We start from the raw sequence: 17965 nt of genomic DNA on the forward strand, positions 1-17965 counted from the left end.
ATGTTTAAAATGATTGAAAGAAAAATCAGATTGACTGACACAGAAGAGGTTAAGGATTTTGTAAGAGCTGCCGGAAAATGTGATTTTGATATTGACGTCTGTTATAATAGAGCAGTAATTGATGCAAAGTCGTTACTTGGCATGCTGTATCTGGGAATCTGCAAAGATCTTGTTGTAAAATATGGCGAACAGGATGAATGTTTTGAACATATAATGAACAAATATGCGGTTGCATAACTTCCGCTGTTATTAATTTCACTCATAAGTGATGTGTTCCGGCATAAGAAAAGGACTATGTGGGCAAAGGTATATTTGAAATATTTGTCTGCATGGTCTTTTTCTTTTTTTCTATCAGAAAATCAGTTATAATGGACAGTATGAGTAAAGAGAAAAAAGGGAAAGAGACAGAAAATCAAATAGAAGAAAAAAGAAGCCAGATCAAGATCTCAGTACGCAATCTTGTAGAATTTATTTTCCGGGAAGGAGACATTGACAACCGGCATGGACAGTCTGTTTCACCGGAAGCAATGTTAGCAGGGAGCAGAATGCACCGCAGGATCCAGAAGCGGATGGGCAGCGATTATCATGCAGAAGTGCCGCTGAAATTAGTGATCGGGGAAGAAAACTATGACCTTGTATTAGAGGGAAGAGCGGATGGAATCCAGATCACTTCGGAATCAGAACGTGAGATTGATTATTCCAGTAATTTCAATTCCATGACAATTGAGGAGGATATGAATGTTGTCATTGATGAGATCAAGGGTGTCTATCTGAAGCTAGAGCAGTTGGCAGAACCGGTCAGGGTCCATAAGGCACAGGCAATGTGTTATGCGTATATTTTTGCATTGCAGCACGACATAGAGCGGATTGGTATTCAGATGACTTATGTAAACCTTGATACAGAGGAGATCAAATATTTTCATGAGGATTTTACATTTGCAGCTTTAGAAGAATGGTTTGATGATCTGATCAGGGCTTATAAGAAATGGTCAGATTTTCAGTATGCATGGCGGATCCTGCGGCAGGAATCCATACAGAAACTGCAGTTCCCATTTCCTTACCGGAAAGGGCAGAAGGAGCTCGCTGCCGGAGTGTACCGCACGATAAAACGGAAAAAGAATCTGTTTATCCAGGCGCCGACCGGAGTTGGAAAGACGATTTCCACTGTTTTTCCGGCGGTGAAAGCGGTGGGAGAAAATCTTGGAGACCGTATTTTTTATCTGACGGCAAAGACAATCACGGGAACGGTGGCAAGGGAAGCGTTTGAATTATTGCGCAAGGGCGGATATCAGGCAAAGATTATCCAGATCACGGCAAAAGAAAAACTCTGTATGTGTGATGAGATGGAGTGTAATCCGGTACACTGTCCATATGCAAAAGGACATTATGACAGGGTAAACGATGCTGTTTTTCAGCTGCTTTTGCAGGAAGATGTCTTTTCCCGGGAAGTGTTGTTAGAGCAGGCAGGAAAGTATCAGGTCTGTCCGTTTGAGATGAGTCTGGATGTGGCATCCTGGGTGGATGATATTATCTGTGATTATAATTATGTGTTTGACCCGAATGTGTACCTGAAACGTTTTTTTGCAGAGGGGATCCGGGGAGATTATATATTCCTTGTGGATGAGGCTCATAATCTGGTGGAACGCAGCAGGGAGATGTACAGTGCAGAGATTTACAAGGAGGATTTTCTGGCAGTAAAGAAGATCGTGAAGCGTTACCGGCCGGGGATTGAGCAGCAGTTTAACCACTGTAACCGCATTTTACTAGAATATAAGAGGGAGTGCGAAAAGTATAAGGTTTATGACAACATTGGAAATCTGATGTTTTATCTTATGAAGCTTGCGTCAGAACTGGACGAGTTTTTACAGCGCAGCACAGAGTTCCCGGAGCGGAAAGAAGTGAGTGAATTTTATTTTGGACTGCGCAATTTTATTAATATGTATGAGCGCGTGGATGAGCATTATGTGATTTATACAGAGCATATGGAAGATGAGCGCTTTAAGATGAAACTTTATTGCGTTGATCCTTCGCTGAATCTGCAGGAATGCATCGACAGAGGAAATTCAGCCATCTTTTTTTCTGCTACCTTTTTGCCGATTCAATATTATAAAAATCTGTTATCCACGAAGAAAGATAACTATGCGGTTTATGCGGAGACAGCCTTTTCGGAGGAGCAGAGTCTGTTACTTATGGGAAGCGACGTCAGCAGCCGGTATACAAGGAGAAACCAAAGTGAGTTTGAACGGATCGCACAATATATCCAAAAAGACCGGACTTGACAAAAAAAGGAATTATATGGTTTTCTTCCCATCTTATAAAATGATGCAGCAGGTCTATGAGGTATTTCAGGAGCTGGACGGAGGCAACGTGGAGGCTATCATTCAGGAGCCGGGAATGAATGAGGAAAAAAGAGAGGCATTTCTGGCTGAATTTTCGGCAGAGAGGGAAAAAACACTGATCGCATTTTGTGTGATGGGTGGAATTTTTGGTGAGGGGATCGATCTGAAAAAGGAGCAGCTGATCGGTGCGGTCATTGTCGGAACAGGACTTCCACAGATCAGTAACGAGCGGGAAATACTGATGGATTATTATGAAAAAAGAATGGGCGAAGGCTTCGATTATGCCTACCGTTATCCGGGGATGAATAAGGTATTGCAGGCTGCAGGGCGCGTGATCCGGACGATAGATGATGTGGGTGTGATCGAACTTTTGGATGAACGTTTTTTACAGAGTGATTACCGGAATCTGTTCCCGAAAGAGTGGGAGAAACGTCTGGTGTGTACCGTTGACAGCGTTGAAACATATCTGGAAAAATTCTGGGAAGAAAAACAATAAAATTTGAAAGGGCATATCAGTATCAGCTTCAGGAAAACAGCATGGATATTGATATGCCCTTTGTTTTATTTCAGACAGGATCGCTCTGGTGTCTTAGCGGTAGTCGCCCATGTAGAACAATGCAATGGTACCAGGACCGGAATGTGCGCCGATGGTTGGCCCAATATGATTGATCAAAAAGTTTTCAATGCCAAGTCTCTTTTTAATAAGTTCTGCGACAAACTGGGCATCCTCTAAGGAATCTCCGTGCGAAATGAACACGATGTCGTTTTTGTCACGCCATGCACCAATCTGTTTTTCCATACTGTCAACGAGGGCAATCAGTGATTTTTTCCGGCCGCGGACTTTGGAAAGCGGGATGAGGTGTCCTTCGTTATCCACATGGAGGATCGGTTTCAGGTTGATCATGCTTCCGACTACAGCAGCGGTTTTGGATACACGTCCGCCACGGTAAAGATGGAAAAGGTCATCTACAGTAAAGTTATGTACGACATGCAGTTTATTTTCCTCTAACCATGCAGCAATCTCGTCAATACTTTTTCCCTCTTCTTTCATCATGACTGCCTTGTGAACAAAAAGTCCTTCGCCCATGCTGGCACAGAGAGAGTCGATCACGATGATTTTATTGTCGGGATATTTCTCAGCAAGGTTCATGGCAGCCAGACGGCAGCTATTATAGGTACCACTCAGACCGGAAGAAAATGCAATGTGCAGGATGTCAACGTCCTGTGTTCGGATAATATTTTCAAAAAGATTTTCCGCTTCCTCAGGATTTGCCTGTGAGGTCGTTGGAAGAGAACCATTGCGCATCATGGCATAGAATTCTTTTTCCGAAAGGGAATGTTCCCAGGTGTAAGTCTGGTTTTCAATCGTATATGGAAGAGACATCATGCCGAGATGATGTTCGTTGACATAACTTGCAGGAAGATCCGTCGTGGTGTCTGTTGTTATAATAAAGTCTTTCATAAAGCCGTTCATAAAGCCTCCTTGTTTTGCGATTATCTGATACCATTATATAAGATTCTATGGAGAAAGAAAAGAAAATCATACAAATTCTAAAATATTTATAAATTTCCAAAAGATAGTTTACTTTTTGAAAAAAAGAAAGTATGATAATCACATCTTTTTTATCAAATAAGTGTTAGTTATCGAGGAATATCCCTGCAGATTTTTAGGAGGCAGGAATTTTGAGCAAGCAGAAGATAATTGGCATTTTTGGCTGTGAACAGACGGATTTATGTATCTATCTGGCCAGCATCTTAGAGAATATGAAGAACAGTGTTCTCGTCATTGACAATTCATTTGAGCAGAAAATGCGATTTTGCATCCCAAGACCAAATGAAAAAATGAATATGATCACTTATAAAAATGTGGATTACACAGCGCTTTGTGAGCGCAGTCTGTGGAAAACAGAAGGTTATGACTATGTCATTGTAAATTTAGGCAGTTGGCCGGACGAGAAAAGTGTCACGGATTGTGATGAATTGATCTGTGCGCTGAATTGTGAGAAGTGCGAGATTGAAAAGTACCGGGAATTTATTTTACATATCGAACATCCGGTCAGTGTTTTATTCCGGGATTTTTGCAAAAGTTATATGAGTGCAGGAGGAATCAGAAAACTTTTTGTGGATGAAAACTGTTTTGTATTAGAACAGTTGTTTTTGCCATTTTCTGAGGCTGACGAGTGCAGCAGGCTGATGATGCAGTTTGAGGGATATCGGAATTTTGCAAATTTATCAAAGGAGTTTGAAAAGGTATTATTCCATTTGTGCAGGAATATTTCAGAGCAGGATTATAAAGAGGTTTTGATGGGCGTCCGCCGTGCAAAAAGGGGGGAATGCTTTTGAAAATCGTATTCTGGAGTGAGGAAGCGGCGTGTGGAACAACATCGAATATGATCGCAACGGCAAGCATGATCGTTGCGAGACATGACTGCCGCGTAGCGATGCTTTCAGCGGAAAAGAATGCGCATGATCTTGCCGGAAATTTTTCCAGACCGGATTCTGTGACTGTGAATGAAGACTGTGCTTACTACGCATTAGAAGGGTTGGATTATCTGTTGATGGCTGGAAAATACGGTAATCTTACGGAACATCATTTAGAGGAGGCTTTACAGTCTGTTGTAGATGGAAAACTTTTCTGCCTTCCGCAAGGGAAACGGATGCTCTGCGATTTTTATCCGAAGGAGACAAGAAACGTTTTAAACCAGGTGATCCGTTTGCTGGATGAAAGTATGGATTTTTCGTTTATTGACTGTGGAAGTGAAAGAAATGACTGGACAAAAGAGCAGATGAAGCAGGCAGATCTTATTGTTGTCAATTTCAGTCAGACATCCCAGGGGTTAGATCATTTTTTTTCAGAGCATGCAGATGTTTCGGAGAAGGTGGTGTATCTGATCGGAAGTTATCAGAAAGATGCTGTCTATAATAAGAAAAATATCCACAGAATCTATCGGATTGCACCGGAGAAACTTGGTGTAGTTCCCTATAATCCTGAGTTTGAGATGGCATGCCGGGAGGGAAAATTAGACAGGTATATCCGTGGCAGGAGACTGTTACTTCCGACAGATATGAGGGAAAATTTTTTCACAGAGTTAGAGCATACCGTGCAGATGATCCTGGAGCGGTCTGATAAGAGGGGAGGCGGGCAGGTTGTCAGTGGAAGAGACAGGCAGTCTGGAATTGTTTGAAGGAAAACAGCAGGAGATCACAAGACAGGAACTTGTGGAGCGGGTGAGTGAACATGTGAACCGTATCCTGCGGAGAAATCTTTATGAATTAAAACTGGACGAAAAACAGACCTTCCGGCTTTTAAGGCAGAAGGAAGAACTCCGCAGATATTTAAAAGAAGCCGGAACCGGAAATTTACAGGTAAAAGAGTATTTGATTTCTTTTATTCAGGAATTTCTGTTAAACGGAATGAAGATGGATGAAGAGATGATAAAGCATACATTTTTCTTTTCGGAAAAAGGCAGCAGGCAGGCGGCGGTCAGATTTGATATTCTGCTGTTTCTGTATAAAGAACAGTATGGCAGCGGAGCAATGGAAAAACTGATCGAGGAACACGGCTTATTGTCAGGAACGGAAAATGTGATCACGGAGGAGCAGATTGAGCATGTTTATGGAGTCTGCGGAAGAAAATTGAAGTTCATTGAGCAGATCGAGCTTTTGAGCAGGAAGATTTATGCTTACTATAAAGGGCTTGGTGCAATCGATGAGCTACGCGACATGAAGATCGACGGTGTTTCCGGCGGTGTGTCCGGAAAAGAGGGGACGTATCACAGTGCATGGATTTTTTATCATGGAAGAAGTGTCTGGCTGCCGTTTCTGGATTTTGAGCGGGAGGAAGAGATGGAGCGGATTTCCAGAAATCTTTGCAGATATCATCAGCCGGGAGAAATTTCACGAAAGAAAGGATATCTCGTTCATGAGATGGCAGATCATGCCAGAGTTGTAGTTGCCAGACCGGATTTTGCGGAGAACTGGATGTTTTTTATCCGTAAACTCGACAATATCCCGGAAGTCTCGTTACAGCAGCTTGTGACAGGCGGACATGCAGAAATCCCGGTCGAACTTTTAAAATGGCTCATGAAGGGCTGTCAGGTGACGGCGGTCACCGGAATGCAGGGCTGTGGTAAGACAACATTGCTCACTGCGATGGTCGGAGAGATCCCGGAGGAATATACCATTCGTGTGTTAGAACTGGCATTTGAACTGCATTTGAGGGAGCGCTATCAAAACAGAAATATTGTGACGTTCCGCGAAACAGCGGGGATGATGGAACACGGTGGAATTGGCGGACAGGAGGCTCTGGAAGTACAGAAAAAAACAGACGGAGCCGTGAGCATTATCGGAGAGGTTGTCAGTGCAAAAGTGGCGTCATGGATGATCGAGAGCGGACAGACAGGTTCTCTGTTTACGATTTTTACGCACCATGCAAAAAGTACGAGAAGTCTTCTGCTGTCACTTCGGAACAGTCTGTTGAAGGAGGGCAGTTTTCAGTCGGAGAGAGTTGCATTAGAACAGGTGACGGAAGTGGTACGTTTTGATGTGCACCTGCACATGAGCAGAGAGGGACAGCGCTATATCGAGAGGATCAGTGAGATCGTGCCTGACACGGAAAGTCCGGAGGGATACCGGATCGTGGAACTTGTACGTTTTGACGGGGAACGGTACGTGAAGCTGCATACCATCAGCGAGACGACACGGGCAGAAATGGTGAAATGGCTGACGAAGGAAGAGAAGGAGGCATTTTTCAATGTGGATATTTGAGGGCATTTTGTATGTCATTCTTCTGCTTGTATTTATCCGGTATGACCGAAAAAAGCGGCTTTGGATAAAGACGGTCTCACAGGAGGAGAAGTTTGAACATTATCTGTCAGAGTTATCGGCCACTTACGGAAAACAGAAAAATATTGAGGAGGCAGTGGCAGAAGTGGAGGAGTCACATACGGTCACACTTCCCACAGAACATTCCTATGTGCGTATCTATGGCGCAATGTGTGCGGTCATCCGGGAGGATGGAGATATGCTTTCGGATGGATATTCTGTCTTTCAGAGAAATCTGCAGTATCTGAAAGAGGAAATACGCGAAAATCTCCTGCTCTGCAAGTCGAAAATGCATGGTTTTACAGGGCTTGATGTTCTTTCCGTCCTTCCGGTCTGCTTCCTGCCGGTTGTGAGGCTCTGGGCAATCCGGGTTTCAGAGGGACTGTCCGCTTATTATTATGGCAGCTATGGAATGTTGACAACAGTGCTCCTGTTCGTGGCAACGATTGGAATTTATGGACTTATCCTATGGCTGTTTCTGCCGGATGAGGAACAAAAAGACCGGTACCGGCTGGAAAAGTGGCTGTTACAGTTTCCATGGATGGCATATTTACTGGATGTCTATGTCAGTCGGCATTATACAAAATGTCTGAAGAAAAATGAACAGATCAAACAGTTGCAGGGATTTGGAAATGTCAGGGCTTTTCTGATGAAAAAGGTCTGCTTTTTTGCAGCGGCATTGCTTGGAAGCGTATTGTTTCTCACGGTGTATCAGAATGCAGAGCGTTCCCAGATCCTGACACAGATAAAAATTCCGTCTTATCAGCTTATGATGCTGCCGGAGAGAGCGCAGGAACAGGTAAAGAAACAATATCAGGAGCTGGTCGCACAAGTGGTGCCTGAAACGTTTAAAATGGACCAGGAGGCATTTAAAGAGCATCTGGAGCAGTTAGCAGTCTGGGAGGAGTTAAAGCAGGAGCTTTCTTTAACAGAAAGTGTGCAGGGGGCGGAAGAATTTGTGAAGGCACTTTTTCTACAGGTGAGGGCATATCAGGGAATTCGGATTGCCTGGTATCACATTTTATTTATTGTTGTGGTATCAATTCTGGCGTTTCAGATTCCGGAACTTTTTTTGGTGGCAGAACAGTGGAAGTCTAGGGAAAAAAGGATGAGTGAATGTCTGAGACTGCAGACGGTAGTGCTTTTGCTCATTCATTATGAGAAGACAACGGTGGAAGAAATTTTATCCCAGATGGAGAATTTTGCGGTTCTCTTTCAAAGCCAGATGGCAGAAGCAGTGGATCATTTTTCTTATGACCGGATCAGATCACTTCAAAAATTAAAACAGGAGATCCCGGATGAACCGGTACAGAGAATCTGTGATGCACTGGAGTTTTGCGAGGAACTGCCTGTGGAGGAAGCGTTTTTAAACCTTGAAGACGAACGCGAATATTTTTTGAAGAAGAATATGGAAGAGCGGAGGAATTATCAGGGAGAATGCATTGCACTGGCAAAAATGGCAGCGTATCTGCCGATGTTTTTACTCATTATATTAAAGCTGGTCGTGCCGTTTGTGGCGGAGGGATTAAGCGAACTTCATGCATACAGCCAGAGCATGACGGGATTTTTTTAGGGAAAAGTGTTATACGAAAATAAATGAAATTAAAATGAAAAAGGAAGGTATCGATCATGGAAAATAGTTTAAAAGGATTAATGCTTGCAGCAGGAATTATCATTACCTGCATTATTATCAGTCTCGGATTTTATATTGCAAGAGAGGCGAGAGATACTGCCTCGGAGGGAACTGGGCAGATCAATCAGCTGCAGGCGGAGTTTACGGATGCGTCCAAAACAATGTATGACGGCACGGAAGTGTCAGGAAGCGAAGTGCTGAATGTCATCAGGAAATTCAGTGATGAGACAATGGGAATTCTTGTACAGACGAATAAAAATAAAACGTACTACAATTATAATTTTGACGTGGATAAGGGGGAGCTGGGAAAAGCATTAGATAACAGCTACAAAAATGCGCAGGATGTGGCAAGTGACAAGTATATCAATCCGACTGCACGCTTTCAGGGCAGTATCGTAAAGGATGTGAATGGCACGATCATCGGGATCGTGTTCGCACAGGTATAGTACGCAGTGTATCCGGAGAGTACAAAAAGACAGGAGGCCAGCAATGGAAGAAGGATTGCAGGGGTTGTTGATGGGAGCTGTGCTTGTGATGTTTCTGATCGCAATGGAGTCAGCCTTGCAGGTGGTGGACAGCAGTGAAGCGTTGGAACAGACGGTGGAAGAGCGGATGATGGAGCAGAGAACCATTACGGTACAGAGAATTTCAGAAAAAGAGAGTGATGTGTTTGGATGGATGAAATATTTGGAAGAGTGACTGCAATTTTATTTGCAGCAGCGGTGTTTATGGGGATGCCGCTTTTGTACATGAGTGAGCGGGCAAAATCAGCAGAACAGATGTATCTTTTGACGGTCAATACAGAGTTTGTGGACAGCATTTGCAATACCGGTTTTTTGACGATGGAAATGTATCAGCAGTTTTATAAAGAAATATCTGCCGCTTCAGGTATTTATGAGGTGCATATGTATCGGGAGCAGAAAGACATTGTACTGGAGCAGGGAGACTATTCCTATGAGAGTATTTTCTTTGATGAAAAAGATATGTTAGCCGAATTGGAGAAAAATCGTGTGTATGAATTTGAACGTGGGGATTATCTGAAAGTGGCGATCATAAAGAAGAAGGAATGGATGAATTTCGTGGGAAGCAGGGATTCTTCGGTCAATGTTTTATATGGAGGCACAGTACGGTATGAAGATTTCTAACTGGTGTATCTTATTTTCGGTACTTTTCTGTGGCATGATATTGTATACAGATCTGCGATTCCGCTATACGATGGAGGCACAGTATACCATGGAGGAGTACAACCGGATTTTTGACCGGGCAGCAGATGATGCGCTGACTGATCAGCTGCAGGAGGAGTACTGGGATGGCAGCCTGAAAATAGATGAAGAGAAAGTACAGAACCGATTTTTTGAGCAGACTGCCTATGTGCTGGATCTGACAGGAGAGACAGAAAAGGAAAACTTAAAGGAACTTGTTCTTTTGCGAAAACTGGTAAATGAGAAGGGGAAAAGTTTATCCGTGGAGGAGAGCAGGAAGATTCAAATGCAGATGGAGAACATCACAAATCAAAGGTCAAAGCTTACTGATATGGCATATCTGATGCTGTTCCCGGAAACGGAACATGAGGAATGGGCACAGAATCTGAAAAATCATGGATTTTACACTTTTCTGGAAATGCCGGATACCGAGCGGTATCCATGGACGAAAATGTTTGATCTCGATGAGATACGTTATGCGCTTAGTGGGGCAGAACTTGTAAAAAAGGAAGAGGACTAAGCCTCTTCCTTTGGTTCAGGTTTTTTGATGTATATTTTTTCAATACGGTTTTTATCCATCTGTTCCACACGGAGCAGTACATCATCATCTGTAATAATGATCTCATTTTTTTCCGGAAGATGATCTAATAAGCCGATCAGATAACCGCCGATGGTGTCATAATCATCGGATTCAAAATCAAGATCAAGCTTTTCACACAAATCTTCCAGATTTGTAGAACCGAGGACAAGATATTCCCGGTCGCTTAATTTTACGATCGGATCTTCCTCATCGGTATCGTACTCATCACGGATTTCACCCACGATCTCTTCTAAGAGATCTTCGAGAGTGATAAGCCCGGCAGTAGCACCGTACTCATCAAGGACGATGGCAAGGGAAATGGAAGATTTACGCATTTCCATAAAAAGCTCTGCGGTATTTTTATGCTCATATGTAAAATATGGTTCCCGCATAATGTCCTGAATAGAGAAATGTTCCCGGTCTTTATAAAGCAGCAGATCTTTCATGTTGATGATACCGATGACATTATCGGTAGTGTCTTTGTAAACCGGAAGACGTGTAAATTTGTCTTCTTTGAATATTTCAATCAGTTCATCGTAAGTGCAGTCGATATTTGCAAATGTCATATCAATTCGAGGTACCATGACCTCTTTTGCCTGGGCATCACCGAAATCGAATACGTTATTGATCATCTCATGTTCCTCTGATTCAATAACGCCGGTTTCTTTTCCGACATCAACAATGGTTCGCAGTTCTTCTTCGGTCATGGCTTTGTCTTTTGCATTCGGATCAACACGCAGAAGGAATAAGAATGCAATGGAAAGTTTATTTAAAATAAAAATGACCGGAGTGAGAAGTTTCATCAGCCAGTAAATGATGTTGCAATAGGAAAGAGATATTTTTTCTGCATTAATGGCTGCAATTGTTTTTGGAGAAATTTCCCCGAAAATCAAAATCAACAGTGTCAGAATACCGGTTGCGATTCCGGCACCAACACTTCCCCACAAATCCAGAGCAAGAGAAGTTGCAATGGAAGATGCAGAAAGATTGACAATATTGTTTCCGATTAAGATTGCACTTAACATTTTACCGGAGTCATCGGTAACTTTAAGTACGCATGCCGCACGGGAATTCCCGTCTTCTGCGAGAGAGCGCATACGGATCCGGTTTACGGTCGTAAGTGCAGTCTCCGCAGAAGAAAAAAATGCGGAAAGTAAAAGCAGAATGATTAAAATAATAATCTGAAATATGGAACCCGAGTCCAAAAATATTCACCTCATCTAATAAACTATGATTAAGAAGCGGAAACTATTCTTCGATACTGTAGTTTGGCGCTTCCTTTGTAATGTGAATGTCATGTGGATGACTTTCACGTAATGCTGCAGCAGAGATCTTGACAAACTGACCTTTTTCTTTCAGGTCTTCGATCGTTGGGCAGCCGCAGTAGCCCATACCGGAACGGATACCACCGATCATCTGGAAAACAGTGTCCTCAAGTGTTCCCTTGTAAGCAACACGTCCTTCGACACCTTCTGGTACTAATTTTTTAGCACCTTCCTGGAAGTAACGGTCTTTGCTGCCGTTTTCCATAGCGGCGAGAGAGCCCATACCACGGTAAACTTTGTATTTTCTTCCCTGATATAATTCGAAAGTACCAGGAGCTTCATCACATCCTGCAAAGAGACTTCCCATCATACATACGTTAGCACCGGCAGCAAGAGCTTTTGTCATATCACCGGAGTATTTGATACCGCCATCGGCGATAACCGGGATACCGTACTCTTTTGCAGCAGCGTAGCAGTCCATGATAGCTGTGATCTGAGGAACACCAATACCGGCAACAACTCGTGTGGTACAGATAGAACCAGGTCCGATACCAACTTTCACTGCGTCAGCTCCGGCCTTGATCAGGTCACGGGTAGCAGCACCGGTGGCAACGTTTCCTGCAATCACCTGTAAGTCAGGGTAGGCAGCTTTGATTTTCTTGACTGCCTCTAAGATATTGCGGGAATGACCATGTGCAGAGTCAACCACGATCACATCAACGTGGGCTTTTACCAAAGCATCGACACGTTCCATCATATTTCCTGTGATACCAACGCCGGCGCCACAGAGAAGACGGCCGAGATCATCTTTGGCTGAGAGTGGGTATTTGATCTGTTTCTCAATATCCTTAATGGTGATAAGTCCTTTTAAATGGAAGTCTTTGTCTACGATCGGAAGTTTTTCTTTTCTGGCTTTTGCAAGAATTTTCTTTGCTTCGTCTAAAGTGATTCCTTCCGGAGCTGTGATAAGACCTTCAGAGGTCATGCTCTCACTGATTTTTTTTGTGAAATCTGTCTCGAATTTTAAGTCACGGTTTGTGATAATACCAACTAATTTGCCACCCTCACAGATCGGAACGCCGGAGATACGGAACTTTCTCATGAGATCTTCAGCATCCTGTAAAGTGTGTTCCGGAGAAAGGAAAAATGGATCTGTGATAACACCATTCTCTGAACGTTTTACTTTGTCAACTTCCTCTGCCTGTGCCTGAATGGACATGTTCTTGTGGATGATACCGATACCGCCCTGTCGAGCCATGGCGATCGCCATGCGGTGCTCTGTTACAGTATCCATTGCTGCACTCATCATTGGAATATTTAAAACGATTTTTTTTGTAAGGTGTGTTGTTAATTCGATCATATTAGGTGTTACTTCTGAATACTGCGGAACTAATAATACGTCATCAAAAGTAATTCCATCACCGATAATTGTACCCATTTTTTAGATCCTCTCTTTCTTCATCATGATGTGTTATTTTAAAATAATTATATATTAAGGTAATTGTTCTGTATCATAGCAAAAAAAATACATAATGTCAATAATATATAAGTATAGATTTATAAAATAAACAAACGCATTAGCAACGCTTATAAAAAAGAAAACAAAGGCTAATAGGAAGAATCATGATAAAGGTATTCACAAATGATTTTCGGTGTGATATGATGAAAAAGGCAACGGGGCTACAAAAGGGGTCACGTTGCCTTTTTTATGTAAATTAGGAAACGTTGTTCTATTTTATGCAAAAGGTGTGTTTGTCAGAAGAAAAACACACACTTGTAATAAGGTAAAAATTGGAGTGAAAAAATGGAATTTCGACCATGCATTGACATTCATAACGGAAAGGTAAAGCAGATTGTCGGTGGCAGCTTAAAAGATGAAGGGAATATGGCAGACGAAAATTTTGTTTCTGGACAGGATGCAGTTTTTTATGCAAATCTTTATAAAAAAGAAGGTTTTCGCGGTGGTCATATTATTTTATTAAATGCGAGAGACAGCGAATATTACGAAGCGACAAAGAAACAGGCGATGGGTGCGTTACAGGCGTATCCGGGAGGTCTGCAGGTTGGCGGCGGCATTACGGATGAAAATGCAGAAGAATTTCTTACAGCAGGAGCAAGTCATGTCATTGTCACGTCTTATGTATTCTGTGATGGAAAGATTCAGATGGATCGATTAAAAAAAGCTTCGGAATGCGGTTGGAAAAGAGCATCTGGTTTTAGATTTAAGCTGCAGGAAAAAAGATGGAAAGTATTATATTGTGACAGACCGCTGGCAGAGGTTCACAGAGCAGATGATCACAGAAGATTTGTTAGAGCAGCTTGCAGGTTACTGTGATGAATTTTTAGTACATGCAGTAGATGTGGAGGGAAAGGCAAGTGGCATTGAAGAGGAACTTGTCCGGTTGTTAGGAAGCTGGGGAAAAATTCCGGTGACTTATGCCGGAGGCGTTGGAAATTTTGATGATCTTACAAAGCTAAGAAAACTGGGAAAAAACAGGTTAAATGTTACGATTGGCAGTGCATTGGATCTTTTTGGCGGGACAATGTCCTATGAAAAGGTAAAAGAATTCTGTCGGGAATGACAAAGTAAATAAATATAAATGTTGGAGGATTGGATTATGAGCAAGTACACAAAGCAGGATATTATCCGAATGGTAGAAGATGAGGATGTAGAATTTATCCGTCTGCAGTTTACGGATATGTTTGGCACATTAAAAAATGTGGCAGTCACCTCAAGCCAGTTAGAGAAGGCTTTGAATAATGAATGTATGTTTGATGGATCTTCTATTGAGGGATTTGTGAGAATTGAGGAGTCTGATATGTATCTGTATCCGGATCTTGATACATTCTGCATTTTTCCATGGAGACCACAGCAGGGAAAGGTAGCCAGAATTATCTGTGATATTTATACGGCAGACAGACAGCCTTTTTCCGGTGATCCGAGATATGTTTTAAAGAAGGCGGTCGCTGATGCAGCACAGATGGGATACCAGTTTGATGTGGGACCGGAGTGTGAATTTTTCTTGTTTGATCAGAATAATGAGGGTCAGCCGACAACAGAAAGTAATGAGCGCGCAGGGTATTTTGATCTGGGACCGGTCGATCTTGGGGAAAATGCCAGACGAGACATGGTGCTTACGCTGGAAGATATGGGATTTGAGATTGAAGCTTCGCATCATGAAGTGGCACCGGCACAGCATGAGATTGATTTCCGTTATGATGAGGCATTGAAAACAGCAGATAACATCATGACATTTAAGCTTGCGGTAAAGACAATCGCAAAGAGGCACGGAATGTTTGCAAGTTTTATGCCAAAACCAAAATATGGGATCAATGGCTCCGGCATGCATGTCAATATGTCATTGGCTAAGGATGGTAAAAATATTTTTGCCGACCCGGAGGGAGAGATGGGACTCAGCAAAGAGGCGTTCTGGTTTATCGGTGGAATTATCAAGCATATGAAGGGAATGACAGTGATCACTAATCCGCTGGTGAATTCTTACAAACGACTTGTTCCTGGGTATGAAGCACCAATTTACATTGCGTGGTCAGCAACGAACCGCAGTCCGCTGATCCGTATTCCAGCCGCCAGAGGAGTTGGTACGAGAGTGGAACTTCGCTGCCCTGATCCGGCAGCCAATCCGTATCTGGTTTTAGCAGCGTGCCTGGAAGCCGGACTCGATGGAATCCGCAATCAGATCACACCGCCGGATGCAGTGACAGAAAATGTATTTGAGATGCGTCTGTCACAGAAGGCAAAGCTTGGAATCGAATCTCTGCCGGGTGATTTGGAACAGGCAGTGGAAGAATTGGAAAAAGATGATTATATCAAGAATGTTTTAGGCGAGCATATCACAGAAAAATATCTGGAAGCAAAGAAAGCAGAATGGGCTGATTACCGTGCACAGGTAACCGCGTGGGAAATCGAAAAATATCTTTATAAAATTTGATCAAAAGCAGGATTAGATTTTGAACAATATTATTGTTGCATTTCCCAAACAGGAGACAGCCCAAAACCTGAAGAAAATTTTGCTGCAGAATGGATTTCATGTGGATGCAGTCTGCTCTACAGGTTCCCAGGCACTGCAGAGTGCCAATGAATTGGGTGGGGGCATTGTCATTTGTGGCTACCGATTTGTGGATATGATGTACACAGAACTGCATGAGTATCTGCCGGATCAATTTGAAATGCTGTTAGTTGCGTCGCCTGCAAATTGCGGGGAGCGTGATCTGGAAAATATTGTCTGTCTGTCGACACCGCTGAAGGTTCACGAATTACTGCAGACTGTTGAAATGATGGATTACACAATCACGAGACGTCGGAAAAAGCAGAGGGAAAAACCAAAGCAGCGCTCAAAAGATGAACAGGAAATGATCGCTGAGGCAAAGGCACTTTTGATGGAGCGAAATAATATGACAGAAGAGGAAGCACATCGCTATATTCAAAAGCGGAGCATGGATAATGGAACCGGTCTGACAGAAACAGCTCAGATGATTCTAAGTTTGCTGCTCGCATAAACTTTTTATCCAATGAAACAGAATACCCCTGACATAAGATAAAATCTTTGCCGGGGGTTTTGTTGTCTGAAAAAACGCTGTGAAAAAATTTTAAGTATAGCTGAAAAAACGGTATTTTTGAGAAAAATAATTGATTCCTGGTAAACAAAAATACTTGCAACTGTCATACATCAATGCTATACTAAAGCAAAGTTTAAAGGAAAATTGTTATGCTGTAAAAAGAAAAAACAGCGATCATGATGGAGGAAGAGATTATGTTCAAAGTAAATGACAATTATCAGAAGCTTCCGGGAAGCTATCTGTTCAGCACGATTGCAAAGAAAGTAAGTGCATTCAGCCAGGCAAACCCAGATAAAAATATTATCCGTCTTGGAATTGGTGACGTGACACAGCCAATCGCACCAGCGATTATCGATGCAATGCACAAGGCAGTAGATGAAATGGGAAATGCTGCTACTTTTCACGGATATGCACCAGATCTGGGTTATGAGTTCCTGAGAAGTGCGATTGCAAAAAATGATTATCAGGCAAGAGGATGCGATATCTCTACGGATGAGATTTTTGTTTCCGATGGAGCAAAGAGTGATTCCGGAAATATTCAGGAGATTTTTTCTGTGGATAACCGCATTGCGGTGTGTGATCCTGTATATCCGGTTTATGTAGATTCCAATGTTATGGCAGGAAGAACAGGCGAATACGATACAAAGACAGAGACATGGAGCAATGTCATTTATATGCCTTGCACAATGGAAAATAATTTTGTGCCGGAACTTCCAAAGGAGACACCAGACATTATTTATCTCTGTCTGCCAAACAACCCGACCGGAACCACCATCACAAAAGACGAGCTTCAGGTGTGGGTAGATTATGCAAACAAAAATGGAGCTGTGATCATTTATGATGCAGCATATGAAGCATATATTTCAGAGGACAATGTAGCGCACACGATTTATGAGTGTAAGGGCGCCAAAACATGTGCGATCGAGTTGAAGAGCTTTTCGAAAAACGCTGGATTTACCGGAGTACGTTTGGGCTATACGGTTGTTCCAAAGGAATTGAAATGTGGTGACGTTTCCTTGAATGCAATGTGGGCAAGACGTCATGGAACGAAGTTCAACGGTGCACCATATATCCAGCAGCGTGCTGGAGAGGCAGTTTATTCAGAAGCCGGAAAAGCACAGTTAAAAGAGCAGGTTGCTTATTATATGAATAATGCAAAGACCATCAAACAGGGGTTAAAGGATGCCGGTTATACCGTATTCGGCGGTGTTAATGCACCATATATCTGGTTAAAGACACCGGGTGAGATGACATCCTGGGAGTTCTTTGATTATCTGTTAGAGAATGCAAATGTTGTTGGTACTCCGGGTTCCGGATTTGGACCAAGCGGTGAGGGATACTTCAGACTGACTGCATTTGGAAGTTATGAGAATACACTGGCTGCGCTGGAGCGCATTAAGAAGATGTAAACCAGAGTTTAACTTACCGTGGAGCAGCAGATTTTGTAGTGCTTTCCTAGAGCTTGAAGGGCAGATATAAGCGTCCTTTCACAAGTCAGAATTTTATAGGTTTATGAAAAGAAAAACGGTACAGACGAAATAGGA

At 42.7% G+C, this 17965-nt stretch carries 15 protein-coding genes and 2 pseudogenes; 14 read left to right on the forward strand and 3 right to left on the reverse strand.

Annotated elements, in window-relative coordinates:
* Window positions 1-9 precede the first annotated feature (9 nt).
* Window positions 10-237 carry an HPr family phosphocarrier protein gene (locus ROSEINA2194_RS01285; RefSeq protein WP_044926824.1) on the forward strand — a complete coding sequence of 76 codons (228 nt, stop codon included), beginning with the start codon at window positions 10-12 and terminating at the stop codon, window positions 235-237.
* 140 nt (window positions 238-377) lie between these two features.
* Window positions 378-2835, forward strand: a pseudogene (locus ROSEINA2194_RS01290) (ATP-dependent DNA helicase).
* Between the two features lie 93 nt (window positions 2836-2928).
* On the opposite strand, the gene ROSEINA2194_RS01295 reads toward ROSEINA2194_RS01290, so the two are convergent.
* A complete protein-coding gene (locus ROSEINA2194_RS01295; RefSeq protein ID WP_044926826.1) occupies window positions 2929-3801 on the reverse strand; it encodes a DegV family protein in 873 nt (290 codons plus the stop codon).
* Window positions 3802-4022: 221 nt separating this feature from the next.
* On the opposite strand from ROSEINA2194_RS01295, the gene ROSEINA2194_RS01300 reads away from it, so the two are divergent.
* The 8 genes from ROSEINA2194_RS01300 to ROSEINA2194_RS01335 are packed head-to-tail and all read left to right on the forward strand — an operon-like array spanning window position 4023 to window position 10518.
* Window positions 4023-4682, forward strand: a complete 660-nt coding sequence (locus ROSEINA2194_RS01300) for a hypothetical protein (RefSeq protein ID WP_007882443.1) — start codon at window positions 4023-4025, stop codon at window positions 4680-4682.
* Complete coding sequence (locus ROSEINA2194_RS01305; protein WP_172727029.1) at window positions 4679-5524, forward strand: CpaE/TadZ family protein; 846 nt, start codon at window positions 4679-4681, stop codon at window positions 5522-5524. Before ROSEINA2194_RS01300 ends, ROSEINA2194_RS01305 begins: the two co-directional genes overlap by 4 nt.
* The gene (locus tag ROSEINA2194_RS01310; RefSeq protein WP_007882446.1) at window positions 5493-7106 is read left to right on the forward strand and encodes an ATPase, T2SS/T4P/T4SS family; all 1614 of its coding nucleotides are present in this window, start codon (window positions 5493-5495) and stop codon (window positions 7104-7106) included. Before ROSEINA2194_RS01305 ends, ROSEINA2194_RS01310 begins: the two co-directional genes overlap by 32 nt.
* Window positions 7093-8736 carry a hypothetical protein gene (locus ROSEINA2194_RS01315; RefSeq protein ID WP_007882448.1) on the forward strand — a complete coding sequence of 548 codons (1644 nt, stop codon included), beginning with the start codon at window positions 7093-7095 and terminating at the stop codon, window positions 8734-8736. The genes ROSEINA2194_RS01310 and ROSEINA2194_RS01315 overlap by 14 nt, the downstream gene beginning before the upstream one ends.
* 56 nt (window positions 8737-8792) lie before the next feature.
* On the forward strand, window positions 8793-9242 hold the full coding sequence (locus ROSEINA2194_RS01320) for a hypothetical protein (RefSeq protein WP_007882449.1): 450 nt from the start codon (window positions 8793-8795) through the stop codon (window positions 9240-9242).
* 43 nt (window positions 9243-9285) lie between these two features.
* Window positions 9286-9495: a hypothetical protein gene (locus ROSEINA2194_RS01325; protein ID WP_007882452.1), complete on the forward strand. Its 210-nt coding sequence runs from the start codon at window positions 9286-9288 to the stop codon at window positions 9493-9495.
* On the forward strand, window positions 9471-9941 hold the full coding sequence (locus tag ROSEINA2194_RS01330) for a hypothetical protein (RefSeq protein ID WP_007882454.1): 471 nt from the start codon (window positions 9471-9473) through the stop codon (window positions 9939-9941). Before ROSEINA2194_RS01325 ends, ROSEINA2194_RS01330 begins: the two co-directional genes overlap by 25 nt.
* Window positions 9928-10518 (forward strand): hypothetical protein, encoded by a 591-nt coding sequence (locus ROSEINA2194_RS01335; protein WP_007882455.1) that lies wholly within the window; start codon window positions 9928-9930, stop codon window positions 10516-10518. Before ROSEINA2194_RS01330 ends, ROSEINA2194_RS01335 begins: the two co-directional genes overlap by 14 nt.
* Here ROSEINA2194_RS01335 and ROSEINA2194_RS01340 read toward each other — a convergent pair.
* Entirely contained in the window at window positions 10515-11783 is a 1269-nt protein-coding gene (locus tag ROSEINA2194_RS01340) for an HlyC/CorC family transporter (RefSeq protein ID WP_044926818.1), read from the reverse strand. The genes ROSEINA2194_RS01335 and ROSEINA2194_RS01340 overlap by 4 nt on opposite strands.
* Before the next feature lie 43 nt (window positions 11784-11826).
* Window positions 11827-13281, reverse strand: coding sequence for an IMP dehydrogenase (gene guaB / locus ROSEINA2194_RS01345; RefSeq protein ID WP_007882463.1), 1455 nt, complete (start codon window positions 13279-13281; stop codon window positions 11827-11829).
* Window positions 13282-13647: 366 nt separating this feature from the next.
* Between guaB and hisA the strand changes: the two are divergent.
* The 4 genes and pseudogenes from hisA to ROSEINA2194_RS01365 all read left to right on the forward strand — a co-directional run bounded on the left by hisA (window position 13648) and on the right by ROSEINA2194_RS01365 (window position 17830).
* Window positions 13648-14425, forward strand: a pseudogene (hisA, locus tag ROSEINA2194_RS23405) (phosphoribosylformimino-5-aminoimidazole carboxamide ribotide isomerase).
* A 36-nt stretch (window positions 14426-14461) separates the two neighbouring features.
* The gene (gene glnA / locus ROSEINA2194_RS01355) at window positions 14462-15793 is read left to right on the forward strand and encodes a type I glutamate--ammonia ligase (RefSeq protein ID WP_021922839.1); all 1332 of its coding nucleotides are present in this window, start codon (window positions 14462-14464) and stop codon (window positions 15791-15793) included.
* Between the two features lie 19 nt (window positions 15794-15812).
* On the forward strand, window positions 15813-16361 hold the full coding sequence (locus tag ROSEINA2194_RS01360) for an ANTAR domain-containing response regulator (protein WP_007882473.1): 549 nt from the start codon (window positions 15813-15815) through the stop codon (window positions 16359-16361).
* 254 nt (window positions 16362-16615) lie between these two features.
* Window positions 16616-17830, forward strand: coding sequence for an LL-diaminopimelate aminotransferase (locus ROSEINA2194_RS01365; RefSeq protein ID WP_044926830.1), 1215 nt, complete (start codon window positions 16616-16618; stop codon window positions 17828-17830).
* The last annotated feature ends 135 nt before the right edge of the window (window positions 17831-17965 follow it).

The sequence above is a fragment of the Roseburia inulinivorans DSM 16841 genome, from assembly GCF_000174195.1.
In the GTDB taxonomy this organism is placed as follows: Bacteria; Bacillota; Clostridia; order Lachnospirales; family Lachnospiraceae; genus Roseburia; species Roseburia inulinivorans.

What these genes read in the sequence shown, in the direction of transcription:
- ROSEINA2194_RS01285 (WP_044926824.1), top strand. Translation starts at nt 10, where the DNA reads ATGATTGAAAGAAAAATCAGATTGACTGACACAGAAGAGGTTAAGGAT.
- ROSEINA2194_RS01295 (WP_044926826.1), bottom strand. Translation starts at nt 3,801, where the DNA reads ATGAAAGACTTTATTATAACAACAGACACCACGACGGATCTTCCTGCA.
- ROSEINA2194_RS01315 (WP_007882448.1), top strand. Translation starts at nt 7,093, where the DNA reads ATGTGGATATTTGAGGGCATTTTGTATGTCATTCTTCTGCTTGTATTT.
- ROSEINA2194_RS01320 (WP_007882449.1), top strand. Translation starts at nt 8,793, where the DNA reads ATGGAAAATAGTTTAAAAGGATTAATGCTTGCAGCAGGAATTATCATT.
- ROSEINA2194_RS01325 (WP_007882452.1), top strand. Translation starts at nt 9,286, where the DNA reads ATGGAAGAAGGATTGCAGGGGTTGTTGATGGGAGCTGTGCTTGTGATG.
- ROSEINA2194_RS01330 (WP_007882454.1), top strand. Translation starts at nt 9,471, where the DNA reads ATGGATGAAATATTTGGAAGAGTGACTGCAATTTTATTTGCAGCAGCG.
- ROSEINA2194_RS01335 (WP_007882455.1), top strand. Translation starts at nt 9,928, where the DNA reads ATGAAGATTTCTAACTGGTGTATCTTATTTTCGGTACTTTTCTGTGGC.
- guaB (WP_007882463.1), bottom strand. Translation starts at nt 13,281, where the DNA reads ATGGGTACAATTATCGGTGATGGAATTACTTTTGATGACGTATTATTA.
- glnA (WP_021922839.1), top strand. Translation starts at nt 14,462, where the DNA reads ATGAGCAAGTACACAAAGCAGGATATTATCCGAATGGTAGAAGATGAG.
- ROSEINA2194_RS01365 (WP_044926830.1), top strand. Translation starts at nt 16,616, where the DNA reads ATGTTCAAAGTAAATGACAATTATCAGAAGCTTCCGGGAAGCTATCTG.